This is a genomic window from Paenibacillus sp. Root52 (assembly GCF_001426865.1).
Taxonomy (GTDB): Bacteria; Bacillota; Bacilli; order Paenibacillales; family Paenibacillaceae; genus Paenibacillus.
The window spans coordinates 270,484-293,701 of sequence record NZ_LMFO01000023.1 but is presented as its reverse complement, the minus strand read 5'-3'; the positions used below and the strand labels follow the sequence as shown (position 1 = coordinate 293,701).

Below are 23,218 nucleotides of genomic sequence, written 5' to 3'. Positions count from 1 at the left end.
GAACGTAATTATGAAGCATTTGCTCTTAGTTGATGATGATGCCCATATACGGGCACTTCTGAGGTATGTCATGACAAAAGAAGGATATCAAGTAATTGAGGCAGAGGATGGTGTAGAAGCCATTGAAAGGTTACGAGAAAACAGCATTGATCTGGCCATCATTGATATTATGATGCCGCGGTTGGATGGACTCGAACTATGCGATGTCATTAGGCAAAATTACGACATTCCGATCATCATGCTCACCGCAAGAGACCAACTCTTGGATAAAAAGCAGGGTTATCTGCAAGGCACAGATGAATATGTGACCAAACCATTCGAACCAGAAGAGATGGTCTTTCGAGTCAAGGCATTGTTCCGTCGCTACAATCGTACTTCTAGTGATATCATCCGAATGAATCGAATCGTCATTGATCGAAAAAATGTAGAGGTTACGGATGGCGAGTCTATTCTCTTCTTGCCAATGAAGGAATTCGAATTGCTCTCTCAGCTTGCTCAATTTCCGGGTCGACTGTTCTCCAGAGATGAATTAATTCGCCTCGTATGGGGAGCGGACTATGAGGGAGATGATCGAACAGTAGATGTACATATCAAGCGGCTTCGTCAGCGTTTCGCTGAATATGTGGATGATTTTGTTATTCAAACAGTACGGGGGATCGGTTATAAGATTGAGGTGAAGACTCCTTGAGGTCATCGTTATACTTTCGGGTGTTTATAATTACCATCGCAGTTATTGTAGTTAGTGGCATCCTGGGTTTTCTGTTCTCTAATATCTATTATCATGTCAAATTAAAGCCCTTTAATGATGAAAAGTTGGTTGGCATTGCGCAACAAATGAAGCGATTTGCAGAACAGCAGCCGGAAGGCATGGATTCTTATTTGCATAATGCTGCAGCACTTGGTTATGAAATCTATATGACAGATGGTCGAGCAGATGAGCGATTTTATGGTCGTGAGTTCCGGGAGAGGGATTTGGACGAGTCATCGATCAAGTTGGTGCTTGCTGGTAATGTTTATCATGGTGTTGCCCAGTTTCCAAATGAACCGTTTATAACAGGGTTCTTCGACAATCGATTAAGCAATACTGTGGGAGTGCCAATTCAGGTCGATAACCAACAATATGCCTTGTTTATGCGTCCAGATATCATTCTACAATTTGGGGAGTTACGCATATTTTTTGCCTTGATTGGATTGTTGACGGTAGGAATAAGTATTGCTCTGTTCTTAATTAGTACAAGGTATTTGGTAAAACCAATTGAAAGTTTAACTGATGCAACCAAACGAATCGTCCAAGGAAACTACAACCTAAGATTACCCACCAAAAGGCGGGATGAGATTGGACAATTAGCTGAGCATTTCATGACGATGAGTGGTGAGCTGGAACGAGTCGAGCAGGGACGTCAGCAATTTGTATCCAATGTATCCCATGAAATTCAATCACCACTGACTTCGATTCAAGGATTCGCCAAGGTGCTTGCTGAGCGTGATCTTTCGCTGGAGGAACGTAAGCACTATGCATCTATTATTGAGGAGGAGAGTCGTCATCTTTCCTTGCTTAGTAAACAGCTGTTATTACTTTCTTCACTGGAACAAGGACAAGAAACGTTGACTCAAAGTACATTCTCCCTAAGGGATCACATTCGCCAAGCGGTTCAAGTGTTACAATGGCAGCTTGAAGAAAAGGAATTGCTTATAAAGATGTCTGTGCCGGGTTCGATCCTGATCCGGGGGAATGATGTGTTACTTATGCAGGTCTGGATGAATCTGATCGGCAATGCGGTAAATCACATTCCCAAGGGAAGGAGCATTGCAATCAGTGCTGAAGAAGTAGATAGAAAATGCATCATTATCATTAAAGATACGGGCGATGGCATCGCTCCAGAACATATACCGTTTTTGTTCGATCGTTTCTATCGTGTAGATCGTGCGCGTGAACGTGCTTCTGGTCATACAGGTCTGGGACTAGCAATTGTCCACAAGATTGTTCGAATTCATGGAGGAACGATTGAAGCACAGAGTACAACTGAGGGAACCCGTTTCATAATTACGCTGCCTCAACTGTAACATGTTGTTCATTTGCCGTTCATTTTCACTTCCTATACTGAGGTCATTACGAGGGAGGGAAGCAGAATGTATTTGGCTATTCGAGAAATGAGATTTGCTAAAGGGCGGTATGCCTTAATTGCTACCATTATGGTGCTTGTTGCTTTTCTGGTTTTGTTTGTCACTGGTCTTGCACAGGGGTTGGCATATGATAATGCGGCCTCTGTTAAGAATATGACTGCAACTCATTTTGTGTTGGAGCAGAATTCGAATCATCGATTCACCAGGTCTCAACTGAACCAGAACAAACTGGAGCAAGCTCGCCTTGCCGTAGGTGAGGGGAATGCAGAGCCACTAGGTGTGAAAATGACGACCGTCATTCCGGCAGGAAATACGAAGAAGGTTGATGTAACCTTGTTCATGGTGAATCCCAATGGTTGGTTGTCTCCAACCGTCAGCGAAGGATCTTCTATTTCTGAGCAGCAGGCAGGACAAGTGATGGTTGACCGGAAGTTGTCTGAATCAGGGGTTCAACTTGGTAGCATTATTGAGGATCAAGCTTCGGATATGCAATGGACAGTGAGTGGATTCGTAGAAAATGAGTCCTTCAGTCATTCACCAGTTGTGTTCTTGAATAAGCAGGATTGGCTTAACCTACAAACAAAATCAGCCGCACCTCAAGGTGCTGAATCTGCAGAGAACCCCGTTTACAATGCCATCGCGCTTAAGAACACTTCGTCGGATCAAATTGAAAACATAGTGAAAGCTTTGCCCGGAACAGAAGTGATTACAAAATCCGAAGCAATATCGGCTATTCCAGGTTACAAAGAAGAGCAGGGTTCACTAGTGATGATGATTGCCTTTTTGTTTGTCATCTCTGCTTTTGTTCTGGCGGTGTTTTTCTATGTAATTACGATTCAGAAAACGAGCCAATTCGGCATTCTAAAAGCAATTGGTACAGGTACTGCTTATTTGGCTAAAAGCGTGGCACTACAGGTATTGGTTTTATCTGTCGGTAGTCTGTTGATAAGCGTGCTTTTGGTTCAAGTCTTTGAGTCCATTTTACCAGCTACTATGCCATTCCAATTAGGTTTCTCTACGCTTGCCTTGACGTGTATATCCTTTGTCGTTATGTCACTGGCAGGTTCGTTATTTTCGGTATGGAAAGTAGCCAAGATTGATGCATTGGATGCGATTGGGAGGACAGCAGCATGAGAAATAGAATAGTACTGCAGGGAATTAGACAAACCTTTGAAGATGGTGGAATTGAGCGAGTAATACTGAATGAATTAGATCTTGAGGTTGCCGAAGGGGAATTGGTCGCGATTATGGGGCCATCTGGTTCGGGTAAGAGTACGTTTCTATCCATAGCAGGTGCGCTTCTGGAACCTCAGCAGGGTCAGGTATTGTTAGATGGAAAGTCAATTACGGGTAAAGAATCGAAAGACATAGCAGAAATTCGACTTCGGAATATTGGATTCATTTTTCAAAGTGCTAACTTAATTCCTTATTTGAAAGTTGAGGAGCAACTGATTCTGGTCGCCAAGCTGGCGGGAGTGGATAAGAGTGAAGCTTCTAAGCGGGTAGCCGTATTACTTGATACGTTGGGCTTGTCAGCAAGGCGAACCGCATATCCGGACAAGTTGTCTGGTGGGGAGCGTCAGCGTGTTGCCATTGCGCGAGCCTTAATGAATGATCCGGCGGTTCTACTCGCCGATGAGCCAACAGCTAGTCTAGATGCAGATCGAGGGCATGATGTCGTTAGCTTGATTGCGAAGCAAGCGAAGGAGCAACGCAAAAGTGCTGTCATGGTAACTCATGATGATCGCATCCTATCGCTCTGTGATCGGGTACTCTATTTGGAGAATGGGAAACTGAACGCGAAATAAATATGGTCTATGGTTACATTCTAACTTTAAATGAAATAGAATTCTTTCTCTCTGAAGTGGGTAGTTTGAAGCAACGTTCAACTGCTGCATTAGAGGGATTTTTGTGTAATATAGACATGCTAAACTTTTCATTCATAGGATATGGTGAAGATAGAACTACTTCGCATTTTCCATTTCATGGGTTATGATGAAGAAAAAAGTGAACAGGTGATTAAGATAACTACGTATATTATGAATCAAGGGAAAAAGATATATGTCGAAGTCATGGGCGAGGAACATCTACCTGCTTTTCTCTATTTGCATGGAGGGCCGGGTGCAGGATGTTATGATTTCCTATTAAAAAGAAGAAGTATGCAATGGAGATTCAGCAATTTATTATGAACCTACATACACTGAAATAGACCCGAGGAGGACGGGATAGCATGAACGAAATAGCAATGCCTCGATCAGCAGCACATTTGGTTGAATCCTTGCGCATGACCAATACAGCGACTTCTGTTTTTATGGAGATTCTCGTACTTAGCGGTTCTTATATCGCGGAGACAGACCGGGAGAAGCAGTTTGTCATCTGGTTGGCACAGCGAGATCAGAATATCATTGGACGTGGAACCGTGGGATTCGATCTGGACGAAATGCCCTGGTTAGAACATGATCTTGAACCTATGAAGCAGTTTATGTTGCGGATGATTGATGGGGCGAGAAACAAAACCCAGTGGCAGATTCTAGACTACGAGCCTGGCGAAGATTGGTGCCATGCGACACTTGATCATTTCTCCGCGATGATTCAAGCACTTGACCAGAGTCATGTCGATGAACAGCAATACATGGAATGGACTGCGCTTGATGAAGAAGATGAATACGAACCGACAATCCCTGTAGGTTATCCTAAGTGTGCACAACATGATGTGTATCTGTCCTGTTTGGGTTGTGTGATCTGCAACGCCAAGAAAGGAGAAGATGATTAATGATGCAAGTTTACTGGGACAAAAGATTTGAGAGCAAAGAGATGGTATGGGGGGAAGAGCCAAGCCAAACGGTTTATCATGCGATGGACGTATTTGCAAGCAATGATGTTCAAACGCTGTTAGTACCCGGATCAGGCTACGGTCGCAATACCAAACTTTTATCTTCCCATTTTTCGGTTACGGGTCTGGAGTTCTCTAAGTTAGCAATTGAAATGTCGAAGGATTGGGATGCGAAGACGCAAGTGATTGAGTGTTCTATTCTAGAACCGATAAATTTAGAAACTCAATGGGATGCAATTTACTGCTACAATGTGCTACATCTGTTTCTAATGGAAGATCGGATGAAACTGATCCGCAATAGTATGAAACAATTACGTGATCAAGGTATCATGTATTTCACATGTTTCTCAGATCAGGATCAACGCAATGGGCGTGGAAGCAGGCTGGAGGACAATACATATGAGTATAAAGAGGGAAAAGCAGCTCATTTCTTTACAGAACAGGACTTAATTCAGCATTTTGCTGGGATGCGAGTTATTGAAATGGGATTATTAGATGAAGAGATCCCCTATAGTGAGACGGAAACCGAGAAATACAGCTTGAGGTATATCATTGTGCAGATGGTATAATTTATAAACAGAGGAGTGGTCTTATGCCTTGGCCGATGGTTCATTTTGCCGTTGCATCTCGTCTGGTAGCGAATCCATCACCTGAATTTCTATTAGGCAGTATTGCGCCAGATTCGATTCATGTTAGAAACAACATCACTAGAGCTGACAAAGCCAAAACACACTTGATGATTGAAGAACATGTATTTGTTACTGACGAGCAACTGATGGATTATGTTGAACTGAACAGACAACAAGCGATGCAGGATAAACGATTTATGGACTACTTGTGCGGGTACATTGCGCATATTTACACAGATCGGGTCTGGACATTCAATATCTATCCGCCATATGAGACTCTTCCAGAAGGTAGAAAGTTCTACACCCAAGATGTCACGAAGCTGGAATTCCTTATTCTACAGCAGGATGGTGCCAACGAATGGCTAGATAAGCTAAAAGTAGGTCGAGCCTTCGACTTAGGTGGTCTTCGACAGCATGAAGTCTACCAATATCGAGAGGAGAAATTGCAATTCTTCAAGACACCGGAACATGAACCAATAGAAGATCCAAGCGTTATATCGTTAAGTCTAGTGAATAAGTTTATCACGAATACAGCCAATGAGATTAGGGAGCTATATCAGCAATCGGGAATTATGAAATGAGAGGACGAATAATAACATGACGAAATACATAACGGAAATTACTGATCTAATGCGTAAGTATCCAAGGGCATCAGCAGTTATATTATCTGCTATCACAATTAATCTAATCTATACCCTAGGCAAAAACATAGGCACATTCATCTATCAGTTAATTCACTAAACGCATAGAAGTCAGATAAAGGAGCGCTGATACGTAATATGAAGAATTCAATCCGTCTCACACGGTATGATCAGCAGTATGATGATGCATTAGCGAATTTTTCTCTCACAGGTGAACAGTTCCGATTTACCGCAATGCCTGCGGAAGTGATTGAGGAAGCGATTCAGAATGAAAATAAATACCCCATCGTTATTTTGTATGAAGATACGCCAGTTGGTTTTTTCATTTTGCATCGATACTCTGAATATGCTGATGAACATGTTAATCGAGAGAGAAGTCTTCTGATCAGGGCTCTATCGATCTCAACCGAATATCAGGGAAGAGGGTATGGCCTTGAAGCTATGCAAGTATTGCCGTCGTTCGTGCAGCAACTTGTTCCAGATATAAATGAGATCATACTGGCTGTAAATGAGGAGAACGTCGCTGCCCAGAAGTTATACCTCAAAGCAGGGTTTGTGGATACAGGCAGACGACTGGTGAAAGGGCAACTTCTCCAGTTTATTTTTCATTATAAAATGGGTTAGGAGTGAGGGAGATGGATATCGTAATGAATCTAGAACCCCATGGTTGGCTGGATATCTTCATCACACCGACTTCTGGTCAACCTATCGAGATTCCGGCTTCATTTCTTACGGATGCCATTCGTGATCTAGTAGATAAACTTATTGTCCTGAGAAAGGGAGCAAATGATGTGGAAATTACGATCCAGACAGAGCCAGGGGAATATCGATTCTGGATTAAGAAGCAATCGCCTAGCCGAGTTCGATTTGAAGTGTATGAAATGAGTGATAACTTTAGCTCAGAAGCAGTCCAAGAGGGACGCCGTTTAATGTCAGAAGAAGTTCCGATGGTACGGTTATATAAATTGATGTATAGAGAACTAAAGAAAATGAAAGATTTAGGACTTGATGAGTATAAAAAGCGGTGGAGCGGAGATTTTCCTCTAAGTGGATTTACACAAATAGAGAGATATGTTCAGAACTAACGAGGTGAACGTTGGATTTTAGAATACTAATGAAGATGACATGAGGGGGAGATTATGTACGCTGTCATTGCTAACGTGATTATAGACAACCAGCTCCGAACAGGTGCCAAGGTGTTTATTTTATATTGTCATGGGATGGCTGAGAGTCCTAAGGTCTACGGAATGGCCAAAGGTGGCAAGCGCATTGAGAAGTATATTTCATACAAGAAACTCAAGAAGTTCAGATCCCAGTGGATTCCCGAGCACATTAGGCCTCGCGTTCATTGGTCATATGAGGATCGAGCGAGTGCAGATCGGAGTGCCAAAGCACTGGAGTTGATGTGGACTAACGTCCGCGTATACGATACTTCTGGCAAGTTAGTTAAGGATGGCGTGTCTTCTAGTAAGGTTGATGAGATCGCTAAGAGCATGAACTTTATGGATCGTCGTTATGTTTTTGATGAGAATGAGAATTAAGAGGCTGCTCTGTAGAGTGGCCTTTTTTGGTATAGAGAGGAAGCAAAGTGCAACAAACCTACAAGTTCTTGCAACAAAACGCGGAATCGTAGTTATAGCTTAGTTCGGCATGTATGATAAGTCGTAAGAGGAGGGACATTCACGTGAAGCTTATATTTGAGGTCAGTTCATTGCTTGAGCGAAGTACAGCTAAGATTGTCACACATCCAGAGGAACAACAGCACTGGGATTCGATCCGAGAAGCTATTCAACAAATGGATACAAAGATGGTAGTCATCAACGCTAAAAACAACCGCAATATGCAGATTCCACTCAGTTCGATCGCCGTCATCCAATCGGAAGATCGGTTGTGCAGTGTACGTCTGATCACAGGTGAGCACTACTTACTCCCCAAACGCTTGAAATTTGTGGAAGAGGATCTAAGTGAGCAGCATTTTGTGAGAATTAATAATCAAACGATCATTAACACAGCTTGTATTCAAACATTCGCGGCAACCCAGCAGGCAAGAATTCAAGTCGAGCTTGTGGACGGCTCCAGCTATTATGTCAGTCGGTATTACATCAAACAATTCAGGGGGAAATTAGTATGATAAAACAACTTCGCCAATCGTTCTTTCAAGTATTCACATTGACTTCGTTATGGGTGACGCTTCTGTTAACGGTTTTTGATCCAAACCATTCCATTCGTATGACTTATCTATGGAATGTTGCTGGAATTGCTGTTATTGCAGCGCTAATATTCGGGGTTATGTATGATGCATTATGGAACTACTTTACCCTCAAGCCGGTATGGAATATTGTCATTACATCTACGTTGAATATTTTAGGTGGGATGGCGATGGTTTGGTTATATTCGCCAGACATGTTTGATGTGATCGCACCTTGGTTCCCTGGAATGTGGTTGCTATCCATTGTGCTGCATATCCTTGCTTTTTATTTTTATGCTAAAATGGATAACAAGAAAAAAGTGGAAGAATTAAATCGAATACTGAAGTAGGTAAGGAGAGTAATAATGCGTGAAGATGAACTGCTTGCATTATATGGCTTAGACCCGAACCCGCAGTATAGAGATCAGATCAGGCAAAAGTTAGAAGAAGAGATTCATCAGCTGCATGTCGAAGACCATGAATATCTCAAAACACTTTGCGTAATGTTGTTCTGTATGGGGAACGTGGAGGATACCCAGCTCATCTGGCAGGCTAAACGCAAAAATCAAGATACAGGCAGCTACATTGATGTGCAGCTCCTGTGTGGTGCAGGTTATGAGGAAACGATCTCTTACCTTGATCTACAAGAGGATGTGCTCGCATTAGCAGAATTACAATATCTTCGGCAGTGTGAGCCATATGATTTTGTGCATTTCTCCAAAGCGGAGTGGGTAAGCCATTACAAGCGTTATTATGGTATTTCGAGATAAGGAGGTTACATGACTAAAAAAGGTAGAAACATCATCCTTGTTGTTCTATTCGCCATTTTAATTCTAGTGTTTACGAATCCCAATGAAGCAGATTATGAGCAGTGGTTGGCGGAGGAACACGGTATTCATTATACGAGTTCTCCCGAGATGGGTAGAGAGTATGTGATGTCCACGAATGGTGTGGATCAGAAGATTGAATACCGTGGGGGTCATATCCAGCATGCTGGAATCTATACCTTCTATGACAATCGTTATACGGATGCTGACGGCAACGATATAAATATCAAGGCGTTCGGTATTCTGAAAATGCTATTTGATCGATCTTAATCTGTCCTGGTAATAAAATGGATCAATGACGAGTGAGTAAATTTTATTATTTCTTAGTTATGAAACTGAAAAAGAGAGTTGACTACCATACGCCCGTGCTATGATTTTACATCATGCATCGTGGCGTATTTTTGTTAAGCCATATATGGCAGGATCGTATGGATATTCGCAAATTCCACATTATGGGTTATGATGTACTATAGAGAAAATTTAACAGTAGCAATGATAAATAGCAGAGTTTCTCCTAGATCCGGTCGTAACGTGTGTTCCATAGTTGGGGGAAGTGCTATTGGGTAAGTTACCTTTTCCATATTATAAAAGGGGGAATCCAGAGATGCGGAAGGTAAGTATGCTTTTACTGGTACTCGTTGTTCTCGTATTAACTGCCTGTCAAGATCAATCTACAAGTGAACGTGTGCGAGAATCAAGCTCAACGCGAGCGACCAATAATGAAACAGAGCAGATCACTTCCGAGAACGAATCATCAAGCGAGGTAGTTGTTGAGCCGGTAGGAGAAGAACCTGTATATCTGGATGAAGCGAACTATTCAGGCGATGAACTCGAAATTATACAACTAATCAACGCCCGGATACGTTATTTATGGGAAGAGGATGAACAGCAGTATTTACAATTGTTCCAAGAACAATCAGGCGTTTCTAGCATACCAAGTTATAAGATAAAGAACGTTATGTTCACGAGTGATCTTACCATTAAAGAGCAACGAACATTGTACGAAGGGCTCGTTTTTCTCGAAGAAATTAGATTTGGTGGCAAGAAATCACCGAGCATGTATGTGTTCACTAAAATCAAGGGCGAGGGAGACTCTGCTCGTTGGAAGTTTGCTGGGATTGATTAAGTGTAGCAAGCCAGTTGCATGTTCCGCTAATAGGGATATGTAACTTGTACATATGTATTAGATTAACATTTTGGAGGTTCGATTATGTCAGTTTATGCACTAAGTGTCATCGTAGTAACTGCATTATTGCTCATTGTTGGGAAACGAAGAAAAAGCAAAGTCTTGCTAGGTTGGGGCGTTGCAAGTCTTACACTACTGCTGATCACTATGGGGACTGCGTTTATCTTCGGATTTATCGATGGATTTGCTGAAGGCATGTCAGCTAGATAGTTAAATGCGATGGAGGTTGCGTTATGGAATACATAGGTAAGCATGTGCGGATTACGCAAGTAACGGAGGAAGATCTTGATTTTCTGTGTAGATTGGAGTGTGACCCAAGCATCTGGGTGTACGAAGAGAGTGTAGAATCAGATGAAGAGAAGGTAAGGGAGAAATATCGAGAACAACTGCCTACAAGTGCAGAGCGATATGCTTACGATTTTATTATTAGACGTGTAGATGACTCTGAGAACACGCCGATTGGGCTTGTGCAGATGTGGAGCTATGTTGACTTTCGTAAGAGCTGGGAATTAGGGTTCGGCATGCTGCCGGATTATACTGGCCGAGGGTATGCGAGCGAAGCTACCCGGTTGTTGCTTCAATTTGCTTTTGCCGAAGTACAGGCTCACAAAGTGGTTGGCATGTGTAATGCACAAAATACACGGTCAGCTCTTCTAATGGAGAAGGTGGGTATGAAGCGGGAAGGTATCTTTAGAGATGAATTATTTTGTAATGATCAGTATGTGGATCAGTATTTCTTCTCGGTGCTCAAGAGTGAATTTTTTGCAGACGCAGGTGTAGAAGGAGAAGGAGTCTGACAATATGAAGGAAATGTAAAAGGAAAAGTGAGGAGTGCTGTGAGATGTTTGAAATCATTGATATTAGACAGAAGCCGGAACGGGTACAAGAGGCTGTGCAGTATTTCTGGAAACAGTGGGGAACTGAAACGAGCTATCACTTCTACCGAGATTGTATAGAGCGTTCGGTTGAGACGGAGAGTGATGTACCTCGATTTTATGTAATGTTGGATGGGGATCGAATCATTGGAGGTTACGCATTATTACGTAGTGATCTGAACAGTAGGCAGGATCTGTTTCCTTGGTTTGCCTGTCTCTATGTAGAGCCTGAATACCGAGGGAAAAAGCTTGGCGAACAACTACAGAAGCATGCTATTCGTGAAGTGCAGGATAAAGGTTACGACAAGCTTTACCTCTGCACAGATCTAACCGACTACTATGAGAAAAATAACTGGACTCATATCGGCAAAGGATATTTGCTAGATGATGAAGAGACACGGATCTATGAATACACCATTTAATGCCTTAATTCGTGCATACTTCAATCATGGGGAATATAACATAACGGATGTTCCTTTTGGTCAGACAAATACGACAAAGATCATGGAGATTCATGGACAAAAATATATTTTGCGGATCTATAATAAGTACACAAAGTCGATAGATGGCATTGAACTTGAATCCGAAGTAACGACCGCCCTTGATAAACATGTGGATCTGTTTGAGGTGCCTGTATTTCGTCGAACACTAACTAATGAGAAGTATATCGAGTTGGAAGAAGGGTCATTAGGAGCCGTTACGACATTTCTTCAGGGAGATGTACCACAATTAATTAATGTAGAGCAGGCTAGAGAGTTTGGGAGACTTGTGGGTGGTTTTTCTGGCCGAGTTCGTGAGTTCAGTGTGGATAACCATATTTACAGAGGGACATCATTTACAAAAATGTATGACATTCATCCGTTAGCTACTAGTCAATCGATTAGGTCATTTTTAGAGAATCCCCCTTTCCCAATATCGAGGAAATTACTTACGTTTTATCGCGATATGATTGAAGCTATTGAGGGTTCGGGGCAGACTTTAGAAGAATTGCCGCATCAGTTCGTTCATCATGATCTATTAATCTATAATTTGCTGGCTCAGAACAATAAAGTAACTGGGGTGTTGGACTTTGATTTTGTCTCTTGGGATGTTGCGTTTATGGAATGCACGATTAGCCTCAATCATCTAATTCATGAATCGGAAGGCTCATTTGAGATGATAGAATCATTTTTAACAGGCTATTCGTCTGAACGCAAACATTCTTCTCAAGAGATCGAACATCTGATGCTGCTAACACAGATATATTATATGTCAGTTTTACATTTTTATATTGGTCAGCACTATGCGGGTATTACAGTTGAACACAACTTCATTTTTATCCTCCAACAATATGAGAGAAATATACAATGGTTACATCAAAATGAATATCAATTACAAACTTTGTTGTATGAACATTTAGTTAACTAAGAGCTGTGACCGGTTGATCGGATTAAAAACGCTGTATAACAGCAATAGTTGATTCTATATATTTTGTATCCTGTGATTCCAACCTTGGAACGGAGTGAGAACATCGAACAGACCTTATATCTAGCTCAAATATTGGCAGAGAAAGTGATTCGGACGGCAGGACAGGTTGTTAGAAATTCGTTTGACCAATTAACCTGTGTGGTTCAAAAGGGAAGCCATGGTGATGTCGTTACGTCAGTAGACTACGAAAGCGAACGCATCATATGGGAAGAGATCACCGAAGCTTTTCCAAATCATGCGATTCACAGTGAAGAGCGAGGTCATAATGGTCAGAGCAATGAATGGTTGTGGCTGATCGACCCGCTAGATGGAACCAATAATTTTGCTATAGGGTTACCTGTGTTCTCTATCTCCATCACGTTAATGTATCGCGCAGAGCCAGTCCTTGGAGTGATTTATGAGCCTTTGGTGGATCGTTTGTATGTGGCTTCGAAAGGAAAAGGAGCATATTGTAATCAGGTCAAGCTTGCCGTAAGCAAGAAAGAAGATATTCATAGAGGTACAATCGGCTGGATTCAAGGTCATCAAGTTCAGAATGAAAAGAAATCGGTTAACTTACGGCAACATTTGGATGTTCGGTTCAAACGGATGATGAGACTGTGGGCACCGACACTACAGTGGTGTATGCTCGCCAAAGGGGATATCGATGGCATCATCCTCTACAATTCGGAAGGGGACGATCTCTATTCCGGCTTACTTATGGCTCAAGAAGCAGGGGCGATCGTTATGGATTTTTAAGGTGAGTTTTTTGAGAAAAGCCATCCTGAGCCCTATCTCATTGCATGCCATCCGAATCACCAAACCTATTTGCTCAACATCGTGAAGGAAGGGTTGGAGATATAGAGATGATTACGGAACTTCAACGGCAGGATTTCGATAAGGTGCAGCATATTATCAACACTTGTAGCACACTTGAGGTACGGGCTGTAGTGTCCGGCTATAATCCGGGCCGCATTTATGTTGATGATATTTCGAATATCACGGCTGCTCTCGTTTGGATTCAGGGGCAAAGCGGCTTTCAGTTAATCGGGGATCCGCAGAGCGAACCTTTTATGAAGGAATTGCCTGCATTTATGACAACACATATTGAACCTGAAATAGCAGAGTTAACACTCGATTCCGTGGAAATTGGCGTACAGGATGAGCGCTGGGAAGAAGTTCTGCGTAACATGGCAGACAAGCGAGAACTCTCCAGTGATAATCAGCATGTATATGGATTCCATTCACCACGGGGAACAGAACGTGTGGCAGGAAATGAAGAGACCGATGCTGATGTTCAACATCTAGAGCGGAATGCTGTCCAACTTGTGAGAGTAGATTCTGCACTTATACATAATCGCAAGTTCGGCAATTCATCCTTTGTGGCGGATAAGATCACTCACTTTTGGGATACAGCAGATGACTTTTTGCAGCATGGTTTCGGTTATATGTTAGTTCATGAACGGAACAATGAGATTATGAGTATTTGTCTCTCAGGATTTGTTGCAGGACAGACTCATGCTATAGATATAGAAACTGTGGAAGCATATAGGAATAGGGGCTATGCTGCTGTTGTAGCAAAAGCTTTTGTAGAAGAATGCAGGCGTGAGGGTCTTCAGCCGTATTGGGATTGTAGTCCGGATAATACAGGTTCTGTCCGATTGGCTGAACGTGTAGGAATGGTTTTCGATTTTGATTACAGCGTGTATTGGTATCCATTATCGTCATAATTGGGCGTATCGTTATTTTGTTATGTGAAGGAGATTGGACATGAATGAATTGTTGCAACAGCAAATGCAGTTCTTAATTGAGATTGATAAATTGAAGACGATTGAACGACAGACCCGAATTATTCATGGTGATCGACGTGAAAATGATGCAGAGCATTCCTGGCATCTCGCAATGATGGCCTTGATCTTGCAAGGTCACGCGAATCAGGATGTGGATCTGCTTAAAGTGATGAAGATGTTACTGGTTCACGATCTGGTAGAGATCGATGCGGGAGATACATTTGCTTATGATACGGTGGGTTATACGGATAAATATGAGCGGGAAATTCAGGCCGCCAACCGATTATTTGGACTGCTGCCACAGGCTCAAGCAGAAGAATTAATGAATCTATGGTTAGAGTTTGAAGCAAAAGAAACGCCGGAAGCTGCATTTGCTTCATCACTGGATCGTATGCAACCAGTTATACATAATCATCAGAATGAAGGAGATACCTGGATGAAGAACAACATCACCAGCGAACAGGTATTGAATCGAAACCGTGAAGTCGAGAGAGGTTCCGAGACGCTGTGGGCATACGTACAAGAGATTGTACAGGATTCTGTCGATCAAGGGATTTTAGCGAAGTCAGCACCCCAGGTTACTTCAGAATAAATGTAGTTTTGGTATAGAAGAAGGAGGTAGCCTATGGGATATATCACGGAACTAAGGACAATTTTGGGCTCACGACCACTAATTTTGACAGGTTCCTGTGTACTGGTGTTTAACGAACAAGGACATGTGCTCTTGCAAAAACGCACCGACAGTCTGGACTGGGGAACGATTGGAGGTTCGATGGAGCTGGGTGAATCCTTGGAGGAAACAGCAGCACGTGAATTGTATGAGGAAGCAGGTTTGAGAGCGGGGGCGTATCGACTCATTACGGTGTTTTCGGGACAAGACATGTATTATCGCTATCCGCACGGGGACGAGATCTATAATGTGATGGCTGTATATGAAGCATTGGACGTAGAAGGGGAACCTCAGATTATGGACGATGAAGGATTGGAGCTGCGTTACTTTGATCTATCCCAACCGATTCCAGAGATCAATCCGATTACAGCATATGTGTTACAAAATACAGGATATATCAAAATGCCTGATTAGGAAAAATGTGCTAATATATAACACTACGATTTAATTTATATTTTAGCAGGAGGTACTATGATGAGTTTTGACTTCATTACATCGTTGGTCATGTTATATTATTTCGCAGTTGCGGGGCTTGTGCTTTATGCTCTTATTGTTTTTATTAGACTTGGACATCGGGGAATCAAGGCACTTGATATTTATCTAAGTGAGAAGCGCGGGGATCGGCAATAGAAATTGAACAAAATATTTACATGAAAACGGAGAGGACAGAAATAACCTGAAGAAGCGGAGCGTTCGCCTTTATCCCCGGATTTCCCCTTTGGAAAAGGGAATTAAAAGAAATCTGGGGATAACAGTGATCGGAAGGTTGTTCTGTCATCGAAGTGACCAATGTGAATATTCTTTAGTTCAATAAAAATAGAATTATCATTTTTCTCTCAGTGTTTTATTGATCTTTTATTGGTATGATTGCACTATCACTCCATTTAAGAGAGGTTAATGATATGGATACCTTTTTAGAACAAATTAATGAACTACAGGTGATTCAGAAAGATCTGGTAAGCATACACCCGATGTTTGCAGAGTATTATCCGGTGGTTGTAGCATACGAATCTCTTCTATATATCTACGATTATTCTATAGATACACAGCAGTATGAATGGGTCAAAACCGTTCCAGATGACATGAACATTCCAGAGGAATGTATGGCAGCATTTCCAATACCTCATATGGATTGGCGCGTATGTGCAGTCGTTACCGATGCGGTGTTCCAAAGCTTTGAACAGAAGGTCTATCTGTTTCATGAATTCGTCCATTGTTATGTGTATGAACAGTACAGAGAGCAGGTTGGTGGGCGTATTGGTATCAAAAGCACGATGGAGCAGCGAAAACGGGTAAGCTGGGAAATTGATTATGAGTTTCCTTATGACGATGAGACGATTGTTGGCATCATTGACGAACTTAACTTTGCGTTACAAAAAAAGGACATCAAGCAGGTAAGAGAGATTCGAACACAGTTATTTAGCTCACTTAGCTTAGAAGCCGGTGAATTCTGGAACTGGCTGGAGTGGAATGAAGGTTATGCTCGGTATATCGAGAACCTAATTCGAGCAAAGTTCGAATTGGAACAGAATCGTGTGGGAACAGAGAAACCGCTCAGTCGGCTTATTTTCTATGCAACTGGCTCAGCCTATATTGATCTGCTCGTTCAAGAGCAGCCGGTGCTTCATACAGACCTGGCGCAATTATTTGAACAGTTACAAGCAGAGCGTGTGAATGTTGAACTGAAACGGAGAGAACAAGACGTATGAATCGCCTGATTACCATTCATCCCTTAACGGCATCAGATGTGGATAGCGCCAACTTAGTGTTTGAGACAGCCATTCGAGGTGCGTTTCAGGACGAAGGTTTGGATACTCTACATGATGACTTCTGGAATGAAGTGAATGACAAAAAAAGGCTGCTCCAAATGGCCTTGCAACAAAGCCATAATCAGGATGAAACGATGTTTTTTCTCCTAGCGAAGAGGGAAGATACAGTCGTTGGAACGATTTCCTTTGCGCCTTGTAGTGAGATCATTCGTAAGGGCACTAATCAGGAACTGGCAGATATCGGTGAACTGGGTACGTTGTACATTTTACCCAAATTACAAGGTCAGGGAATCGGTTCTGCTCTAATTCAGGCGTTAATCGGTGAACTTCAGCGGCGTGGTCTAGAAAAGTTCTGTCTGGATAGCGGTTATAAACATGCCCAACAGCGCTGGAAACGGAAATTCGGTAAGCCTCACACCGTGTTACGAGACTACTGGGGAGAAGGGGCAGATCATATGATCTGGCTGTGTGACGTGAAGGATTTTGCAGCCAAATAACACAAAAACAAGAAGAGATGATCCTCTGTCGAACAGGAATCATCTCTTTTTTTACAATGGCTTAATTCCAGTTCCATATCTCTACGCGATTAAGCTGGAATTGATGAAATTCCGGCAGCTTTGTTATTTTCTCCAACTCACGTACAGGACCTGTAACGACAGCCCCATAGACTTGCACGCCATTTTTTTTCAAATAGGCAAGACGCTGCTGATCCACATCCGAACCATTGTATTGTACATTGCTAGTCATCCATTCCAGATCAGACATCATCGCTTGAACTTGCTCTTGCATCTGTTCTGCCTCGTCTGGTGCAAAGTAGGCATACCAACTAGAACCAGTTTCTCCGAATAAGGTAAGAGGTTTTAGCGTGAGATGAGGCGTCATATAGTCGTACATACCCGAGCGTGAATAGGAGATATCTAACTCCTTCAATTCACCTGCATAGATTGACATCGCGGTTACCCCAACATCGTAATTGGCGAGAAGCTTCATCAGTTGTTCTGGAGATATTAGATTTTTCACGGAAAGGGATAACTCTGCGACATGCCCATCATCAATTTTAGCAAGCCTGTTCAAGTTCATACTATCGTTAGCATCTTCCTCAACAGGCTTATCGGATATAAGAGAGTAAGGAAGATAAAAAGGACCGGGGCTGTTGCCATTCATATATGCTCCTGTATTGGTAAACGTATAGCTCAATTTGCCGCTGATACTTAGTTCCGCTTCAATCTCTCCAGTGATTACTTCCCATGAGCCTACTTGTCGATATATTTTCAGATTCGCTTTTTGAGTTAGAAACGGACTAACCTCAAAAGCTTCATGAACGGGCTTTTCTACACGTAGCCCATCACCGTGCATCTCTACAACAGATACGATGGAACGTAGGAAGTCATTGCGTACTTTTGATTGATCGAAGTAGATATGGAGTGATGATACATAGATGTGGTAGACGATAAATACGAGAAATAGAGCACCTCCTGCGTTAAGGAAAATTTCCATCTCGTCTTCCATACCATGCGTTTGAACTGCTTTTGACCCCATTCAGGATGAAGATCCTCAAAATCTTCTTCTTGAAGGACACGCTGCTCATCATGTTCTGTGTGATTAGACATTCTCAATCGTCTCCTTTCATTTGAAGCATCTCTGCTTTGAATCGTTCTCTGGCACGAAAAAGGGTAACCTTGACCTGGTTCATATTCATATCCAGAATTTCGCAAAGCTCCTTGTAAGATAACTCGTTCATTTCGCGTAGTAACAATATGGTTCGATACTGTTCAGGAAGCTTCTTCATCACCTGTTGAATACGAATGGTTCGTTCACGTGCGTTAAGTACTTCCTCTGGAGAACGGTATGTATTTTCTGAACCTTGCTGTTCCAGTTCCCGATTCATTTGCATTTCACCACGTTGTTTACGATACCAATCAATAAATAAGTGCCGGGCTACTTTGTACAACCACGCTCTGGCGTAGCTTGCATGCTCGGCTTTCATAGATACCATAGCCCTGTAGAATGTTTCTTGAACTAACTCCTCAGCGGTCTCCTGAGATCCACACATGCGGTAGAGATAGAGATGCAGGGAGGATTGGTACTGCTTGAATAGTTCGGCATATAGATCACTCCTCATTTCAAGTTTCCTCCTCCTTCTCTTAAGACAACGGCGCAATGTCAATTATGTTACAGTACATTTGAAAATGTTAGGAGGTTAATTTTGTGGACAAGCCAAAGCACATGCATGAAATGATTAAAATTGTATTCATGGATATAGATGGAACTTTATTAAGTGAGGTGGATCGAACGCTATCACCTCGAACAGAGCGATCGATTCAAGAGCTGCTTCGCCGAGGAATCCAAGTCGTCTTAGTAACAGGCAGACCCTATAATCTATGTGAGGAATTCAGGAGATTGGGCATCGATACGATCATTTCAGCCAATGGTGCCTTGATTAAGAGTGGAGAACAAGTGATCCATAAGTCTGTACTCTCACCCGACATGGTAAGAACGTTCAGCGAATTTGCACAGGAGAATGGTCATGGTATTTCCTATTTTACAGAGACGTTTGAGATGAACGGGGACTTTGAAACCGATGTACGTATTACGGATGCATTAAGAGACACGTTGGGCATTATGGAGTACCCTGGGAGAATTAATTCGTTAGATAGCGAAATATATTGTCTCTGTCTATATGCAGATCAAGCGGAAGCGGAGATATATCATAGGCAGTTTCCATCCCTGAATTTTGTGCGTTTCCATGAGTATGTATCCAATGTGCTAGAAGAGAATATGGTATCCAAGTCATCCGCTGCTGAGAAAGTACTCACGTTTCTAAACATTTCCCGAGAAGAGGCAATGGCGTTTGGAGACGGTGAGAATGATATCGATCTGTTGGAGTATGTTGGTCTGGGTGTTGCGATGGGGAACGGGGGAGAACGCATTAAGTTAAGCGCAGATTATATTACGCGAAAAGCAAGTGAGGATGGGATTATGCATGCATTGAAGGCATTTAAGCTCATCTATTGATATCCTAATTATGGATTTTCATGTAGAATGGTGTGAATCTTCTAAAAAGAAATAAGGAGGAATTTTCCCTATGATAGCACCTAAACTGCAACCAGGAGACGAAGTTCGTGTGATCTCCCCATCGAGAAGTCTCTCCATTATAGAAGAGGAGCATATTAAACTAGCCAAAGAACGATTGGAGGCCTTGGGTCTAATCGTCTCTTTTTCGGCTAACGCATATGAGATGGATGATTTTGCTTCGTCCTCTATTGAATCGCGTATTCAAGATTTGCATGCAGCCTTTGCTGATCCGCAAGTCAAAGGAATACTGGCAACTATTGGTGGGTTCAACTCCAATCAGTTGCTGCAATATATCGACTATTCACTTATTCAGGCCAATCCGAAGCGGTTCTGTGGCTACTCCGATATTACTGCATTGAGTACCGCTATCTATACGAAGACAGGGCTGATAACCTATTCGGGTCCTGCGTTCTCGACGTTTGCTATACTTCATGGCAATGAATACACCGTCGAGTTTTTCGAGAAAATGATGATGGGATCGGCCGATTTAATTCACGTTACACCCTCTGAAGCATGGAGTGATGATGCGTGGTATCGGGATCAGGAGAATCGTCAGTTTATTACGAACCAAGGGCCGGTGATTCTGAACGAAGGACAGGCAGAAGGAACCATTATTGGCGGCAATCTATGCACATTGAATCTACTTCAAGGTACAGAATATATGCCATCTCTAGAAGAGACAGTTCTGTTCGTTGAGGATGACTATATGGCCGACCCGTCTACATTCGATCGTGATCTCCAATCACTTATTCATCAGCCTGGGTTCGAACAGGTGAGAGGGCTAGTCATTGGTAGATTCCAGAGAGCATCAGGAATGACACTGCAATTATTAGAGAAAATCATTCGCAGCAAGCGAGAATTAACGCAGATTCCGGTTATTGCAGATGTCGATTTTGGACATACCGCACCACACTTTACCTTCCCTATTGGGGGCAAGGTCAGGCTTCACGCACAAGGAACGAGCGTAGAACTCTGGATTTCGGAGTACATGTCGGAGTGAAAAATTAATGGATATCTTACTTGTTAAAAATAGGAAAGGTTAATATAATTACGTTTGGCATATGTAAGCAGACAATCCCACAGCCGATGTGGAAATCTAGAGGTGAATCATGAAATTCAGATGGGTGTATGTTCTTATTCTTGCTTTAATCACTACAATCGTCTTACCTACAGCAGATGCAAGTGCAGCAGGTACGATTGCAGTGAAATCGAAAGTGCTTTATTACAAAGGCCAACCGTACATAGAGCTTTCAGGTGGAAACAAGAGTGTGACAGCGAAGCTTAATAAGATGTTTAAGGTACATGCAGTTAACATTGTGAGTGCAGACAAAAAGATTAAAAGGGAAAATAAAAAGTACTCTGTAAGCACCACAAGTGCTACAGTGAAATTCAATCAGAAAGAAAAGATATCTGTTGTGTACGAGGATTATATTTATGCAGGAGCAGCACATGGTTTTCCATCCTCTACGTCCTACAACTATGATCTTAGAACGGGCAAGAAACTGAAGTTTATAAATTTTGTGCAAAATGATGACCAACTAGCCAATTTAGAAGACTCGATCTCAAGCAGCCTTAGAGCGATGTATAATGCGAATCAAGGTATCTTTGAAGAAAATATTAATGATTTCCCATTAGATCAAGAGCCTGCATTTTACCTCTATGATAAGGGGATCGTAATTCGCTTCTATCCTTATGAAGTTGCCCCATACGCTGCAGGATTCGTTGATGTTAAAGTTCCCTATAGCAAAATAAGCAAATAGATTTAAGAGTCAAGATGACGATTATGAAACTAGGTTTAACCAAGCATGGTTCTTAACTGAATCATGTTTTTTATTATTTTCAGTTCCATGACTAGTGGAATGCACGAGCGATAGAACGAGTACATACATAATTTCATAAAAATATTTAAAATATTCTAAATAATTCCAGTGTTCTTCGTCATTTTATAGTATATTTAAGGTATTCGGGAGGTGATAGAGGAACAATGCAACGTTAGTGATCTGTATGGCTTCTATGTGCATGCATACCGTAAGCGAAGCTTAACCCATTCCATGAAGGAGGTTTTAGTTGATGCCTATTGGTTGTTGGTTACGAAAAGCCGTTCTGTTGACCTTATCGTTCATGTTAGTATCTGTCGCATATTCACCCCACTCGGCTTCGGCAAATGCAAGTCCTGTGCAAGGATTTCATGTAAGCGGTACTAATCTATTGGATGCTACGGGAGCTCCGTTTGTTATGCGTGGTATAAACCATGCGCATACCTGGTTTAAGAACGATCTGGAAACTGCGATTCCAGCTATCGCGGCGACAGGTTCCAACACTGTACGAGTCGTACTATCGAATGGAAGCCGCTGGACAGCAGACTCGCTTGCTGATGTGGAGCGAATTCTAGCACTCTGTGATCAGTACCAGCTGACAGTTATGCTGGAAGTTCATGATGCAACCGGTTCCGATAGTATAGCGGAGCTTAAGAAGGCTTCGGATTATTTTATCAGCATCAAGCAGGCGCTAATTGGTAAGGAGGATCGTGTCATCGTGAACATCGCCAACGAGTGGTATGGTTCATGGGGCACGGATGTCTGGGCTGCCGGATATCAGCAGGTCATTCCTGAGCTTCGTCAGGCGGGGATTCGCAATACCCTTGTGGTAGATACAGCAGGATGGGGGCAGTACCCAACGGCGATCTTTGACAAAGGATTAGATGTCTTTAACTCCGACCCACTCGCGAACACGATCTTCTCCATTCACATGTATGAATATGCAGGCGGAGATGCAGCCACGGTAAAAAATAACATTGATCAAGCGCTCGCTATTGGCGTGCCTGTTATCGTTGGAGAGTTCGGCTTCCAGCATACCAGTGGTGACGTGGATGAGGCGACTATTATGAGTTACGCTCAGCAAAAAGGAGTAGGCTGGCTCGCCTGGTCTTGGTATGGAAATGGCGGTGGTGTGGAGTACCTTGATCTGAATAATGGTCCAGGGGGTGCACTGACGAATTGGGGACAAACGGTTGTGAATGGCCCTAACGGTACGCAGCAAACGTCGGTTCTGAATCGGATCTACACCACACCAGGGTACCAACCGGTTCCTGCAACATAGGTGGCATAATAAACACATACTATCCCAATTTGTACCTGCGTCAGGAGTTTGAATGCAAACCTGCCG

The 23,218-nt window shown here is 42.5% G+C and carries 32 protein-coding genes and 1 pseudogene; 31 read left to right on the top strand and 2 right to left on the bottom strand.

Annotated elements, in window-relative coordinates:
• Positions 1 to 10 precede the first annotated feature (10 nt).
• The 27 genes and pseudogenes from ASD24_RS18985 to ASD24_RS18860 all read left to right on the top strand — a co-directional run bounded on the left by ASD24_RS18985 (position 11) and on the right by ASD24_RS18860 (position 17,475).
• The gene (locus tag ASD24_RS18985; RefSeq protein ID WP_056698954.1) at positions 11 to 688 is read left to right on the top strand and encodes a response regulator transcription factor; all 678 of its coding nucleotides are present in this window, start codon (positions 11 to 13) and stop codon (positions 686 to 688) included.
• A 20-nt stretch (positions 689 to 708) separates the two neighbouring features.
• A complete protein-coding gene (locus tag ASD24_RS18980) occupies positions 709 to 2,064 on the top strand; it encodes a sensor histidine kinase (RefSeq protein ID WP_235540675.1) in 1,356 nt (451 codons plus the stop codon).
• A 66-nt stretch (positions 2,065 to 2,130) separates the two neighbouring features.
• Positions 2,131 to 3,258, top strand: a complete 1,128-nt coding sequence (locus ASD24_RS18975; protein ID WP_056698951.1) for an ABC transporter permease — start codon at positions 2,131 to 2,133, stop codon at positions 3,256 to 3,258.
• Positions 3,255 to 3,932: an ABC transporter ATP-binding protein gene (locus ASD24_RS18970; RefSeq protein ID WP_056698947.1), complete on the top strand. Its 678-nt coding sequence runs from the start codon at positions 3,255 to 3,257 to the stop codon at positions 3,930 to 3,932. Before ASD24_RS18975 ends, ASD24_RS18970 begins: the two co-directional genes overlap by 4 nt.
• A gap of 177 nt (positions 3,933 to 4,109) precedes the next feature.
• The gene (locus tag ASD24_RS31075; protein ID WP_156395489.1) at positions 4,110 to 4,313 is read left to right on the top strand and encodes a hypothetical protein; all 204 of its coding nucleotides are present in this window, start codon (positions 4,110 to 4,112) and stop codon (positions 4,311 to 4,313) included.
• 41 nt (positions 4,314 to 4,354) lie between these two features.
• Positions 4,355 to 4,897, top strand: a complete 543-nt coding sequence (locus ASD24_RS18960; protein WP_056698941.1) for a hypothetical protein — start codon at positions 4,355 to 4,357, stop codon at positions 4,895 to 4,897.
• Entirely contained in the window at positions 4,897 to 5,526 is a 630-nt protein-coding gene (locus ASD24_RS18955) for a class I SAM-dependent methyltransferase (protein ID WP_235540673.1), read from the top strand. Before ASD24_RS18960 ends, ASD24_RS18955 begins: the two co-directional genes overlap by 1 nt.
• Before the next feature lie 23 nt (positions 5,527 to 5,549).
• The gene (locus tag ASD24_RS18950; protein ID WP_056698938.1) at positions 5,550 to 6,167 is read left to right on the top strand and encodes a zinc dependent phospholipase C family protein; all 618 of its coding nucleotides are present in this window, start codon (positions 5,550 to 5,552) and stop codon (positions 6,165 to 6,167) included.
• Positions 6,168 to 6,365: 198 nt separating this feature from the next.
• Positions 6,366 to 6,851: a GNAT family N-acetyltransferase gene (locus ASD24_RS18945; protein WP_056698934.1), complete on the top strand. Its 486-nt coding sequence runs from the start codon at positions 6,366 to 6,368 to the stop codon at positions 6,849 to 6,851.
• A gap of 11 nt (positions 6,852 to 6,862) precedes the next feature.
• Complete coding sequence (locus ASD24_RS18940; protein ID WP_056698931.1) at positions 6,863 to 7,312, top strand: hypothetical protein; 450 nt, start codon at positions 6,863 to 6,865, stop codon at positions 7,310 to 7,312.
• Positions 7,313 to 7,366: 54 nt separating this feature from the next.
• A complete protein-coding gene (locus ASD24_RS18935) occupies positions 7,367 to 7,768 on the top strand; it encodes a hypothetical protein (protein ID WP_056698928.1) in 402 nt (133 codons plus the stop codon).
• Between the two features lie 143 nt (positions 7,769 to 7,911).
• The gene (locus ASD24_RS18930) at positions 7,912 to 8,358 is read left to right on the top strand and encodes a LytTR family DNA-binding domain-containing protein (RefSeq protein ID WP_056698924.1); all 447 of its coding nucleotides are present in this window, start codon (positions 7,912 to 7,914) and stop codon (positions 8,356 to 8,358) included.
• A complete protein-coding gene (locus ASD24_RS18925; protein ID WP_056698922.1) occupies positions 8,355 to 8,765 on the top strand; it encodes a hypothetical protein in 411 nt (136 codons plus the stop codon). The genes ASD24_RS18930 and ASD24_RS18925 overlap by 4 nt, the downstream gene beginning before the upstream one ends.
• Before the next feature lie 15 nt (positions 8,766 to 8,780).
• The gene (locus ASD24_RS18920) at positions 8,781 to 9,185 is read left to right on the top strand and encodes a hypothetical protein (RefSeq protein ID WP_056698919.1); all 405 of its coding nucleotides are present in this window, start codon (positions 8,781 to 8,783) and stop codon (positions 9,183 to 9,185) included.
• Positions 9,186 to 9,194: 9 nt separating this feature from the next.
• On the top strand, positions 9,195 to 9,512 hold the full coding sequence (locus tag ASD24_RS18915) for a hypothetical protein (RefSeq protein ID WP_056698917.1): 318 nt from the start codon (positions 9,195 to 9,197) through the stop codon (positions 9,510 to 9,512).
• 334 nt (positions 9,513 to 9,846) lie between these two features.
• Positions 9,847 to 10,368, top strand: coding sequence for a hypothetical protein (locus ASD24_RS18910; protein ID WP_056698915.1), 522 nt, complete (start codon positions 9,847 to 9,849; stop codon positions 10,366 to 10,368).
• 84 nt (positions 10,369 to 10,452) lie between these two features.
• On the top strand, positions 10,453 to 10,638 hold the full coding sequence (locus ASD24_RS18905; RefSeq protein WP_056698912.1) for a hypothetical protein: 186 nt from the start codon (positions 10,453 to 10,455) through the stop codon (positions 10,636 to 10,638).
• 23 nt (positions 10,639 to 10,661) lie between these two features.
• Positions 10,662 to 11,225 (top strand): GNAT family N-acetyltransferase, encoded by a 564-nt coding sequence (locus ASD24_RS18900; protein WP_056698908.1) that lies wholly within the window; start codon positions 10,662 to 10,664, stop codon positions 11,223 to 11,225.
• A gap of 23 nt (positions 11,226 to 11,248) precedes the next feature.
• Positions 11,249 to 11,725 (top strand): annotated as a pseudogene (locus ASD24_RS18895) (GNAT family N-acetyltransferase); the annotation flags it as partial.
• Entirely contained in the window at positions 11,709 to 12,710 is a 1,002-nt protein-coding gene (locus ASD24_RS18890) for a phosphotransferase enzyme family protein (protein ID WP_056698903.1), read from the top strand. The pseudogene ASD24_RS18895 and the gene ASD24_RS18890, both read left to right, overlap by 17 nt.
• Before the next feature lie 84 nt (positions 12,711 to 12,794).
• On the top strand, positions 12,795 to 13,508 hold the full coding sequence (locus ASD24_RS18885) for an inositol monophosphatase family protein (RefSeq protein WP_327205249.1): 714 nt from the start codon (positions 12,795 to 12,797) through the stop codon (positions 13,506 to 13,508).
• A 107-nt stretch (positions 13,509 to 13,615) separates the two neighbouring features.
• Positions 13,616 to 14,479, top strand: coding sequence for a GNAT family N-acetyltransferase (locus tag ASD24_RS18880; protein ID WP_056698901.1), 864 nt, complete (start codon positions 13,616 to 13,618; stop codon positions 14,477 to 14,479).
• Positions 14,480 to 14,519: 40 nt separating this feature from the next.
• A complete protein-coding gene (locus ASD24_RS18875; protein WP_082560460.1) occupies positions 14,520 to 15,131 on the top strand; it encodes an HD domain-containing protein in 612 nt (203 codons plus the stop codon).
• 33 nt (positions 15,132 to 15,164) lie between these two features.
• The gene (locus ASD24_RS18870) at positions 15,165 to 15,623 is read left to right on the top strand and encodes an NUDIX hydrolase (RefSeq protein WP_056698897.1); all 459 of its coding nucleotides are present in this window, start codon (positions 15,165 to 15,167) and stop codon (positions 15,621 to 15,623) included.
• A gap of 60 nt (positions 15,624 to 15,683) precedes the next feature.
• Positions 15,684 to 15,839, top strand: coding sequence for a hypothetical protein (locus ASD24_RS30770; RefSeq protein WP_235540671.1), 156 nt, complete (start codon positions 15,684 to 15,686; stop codon positions 15,837 to 15,839).
• Between the two features lie 272 nt (positions 15,840 to 16,111).
• Entirely contained in the window at positions 16,112 to 16,918 is an 807-nt protein-coding gene (locus ASD24_RS18865) for a hypothetical protein (RefSeq protein WP_056698894.1), read from the top strand.
• Positions 16,915 to 17,475: a GNAT family N-acetyltransferase gene (locus tag ASD24_RS18860; protein ID WP_056698890.1), complete on the top strand. Its 561-nt coding sequence runs from the start codon at positions 16,915 to 16,917 to the stop codon at positions 17,473 to 17,475. The genes ASD24_RS18865 and ASD24_RS18860 overlap by 4 nt, the downstream gene beginning before the upstream one ends.
• A gap of 61 nt (positions 17,476 to 17,536) precedes the next feature.
• Here the strand turns inward: ASD24_RS18860 and ASD24_RS18855 are convergent, their stop codons facing one another.
• A complete protein-coding gene (locus tag ASD24_RS18855; RefSeq protein ID WP_056698886.1) occupies positions 17,537 to 18,517 on the bottom strand; it encodes an anti sigma factor C-terminal domain-containing protein in 981 nt (326 codons plus the stop codon).
• Between the two features lie 73 nt (positions 18,518 to 18,590).
• The gene (locus tag ASD24_RS18850; protein ID WP_056698884.1) at positions 18,591 to 19,100 is read right to left on the bottom strand and encodes an RNA polymerase sigma factor; all 510 of its coding nucleotides are present in this window, start codon (positions 19,098 to 19,100) and stop codon (positions 18,591 to 18,593) included.
• A 113-nt stretch (positions 19,101 to 19,213) separates the two neighbouring features.
• Between ASD24_RS18850 and ASD24_RS18845 the strand changes: the two genes are divergently transcribed.
• The 4 genes from ASD24_RS18845 to ASD24_RS18830 all read left to right on the top strand — a co-directional run bounded on the left by ASD24_RS18845 (position 19,214) and on the right by ASD24_RS18830 (position 23,152).
• Positions 19,214 to 19,993, top strand: a complete 780-nt coding sequence (locus tag ASD24_RS18845; RefSeq protein WP_056699916.1) for a Cof-type HAD-IIB family hydrolase — start codon at positions 19,214 to 19,216, stop codon at positions 19,991 to 19,993.
• Positions 19,994 to 20,063: 70 nt separating this feature from the next.
• Entirely contained in the window at positions 20,064 to 21,053 is a 990-nt protein-coding gene (locus ASD24_RS18840) for a S66 family peptidase (RefSeq protein ID WP_056698881.1), read from the top strand.
• A gap of 109 nt (positions 21,054 to 21,162) precedes the next feature.
• Complete coding sequence (locus ASD24_RS18835) at positions 21,163 to 21,813, top strand: DUF3298 and DUF4163 domain-containing protein (RefSeq protein WP_056698878.1); 651 nt, start codon at positions 21,163 to 21,165, stop codon at positions 21,811 to 21,813.
• A 310-nt stretch (positions 21,814 to 22,123) separates the two neighbouring features.
• A complete protein-coding gene (locus ASD24_RS18830) occupies positions 22,124 to 23,152 on the top strand; it encodes a glycoside hydrolase family 5 protein (protein ID WP_056698876.1) in 1,029 nt (342 codons plus the stop codon).
• The last annotated feature ends 66 nt before the right edge of the window (positions 23,153 to 23,218 follow it).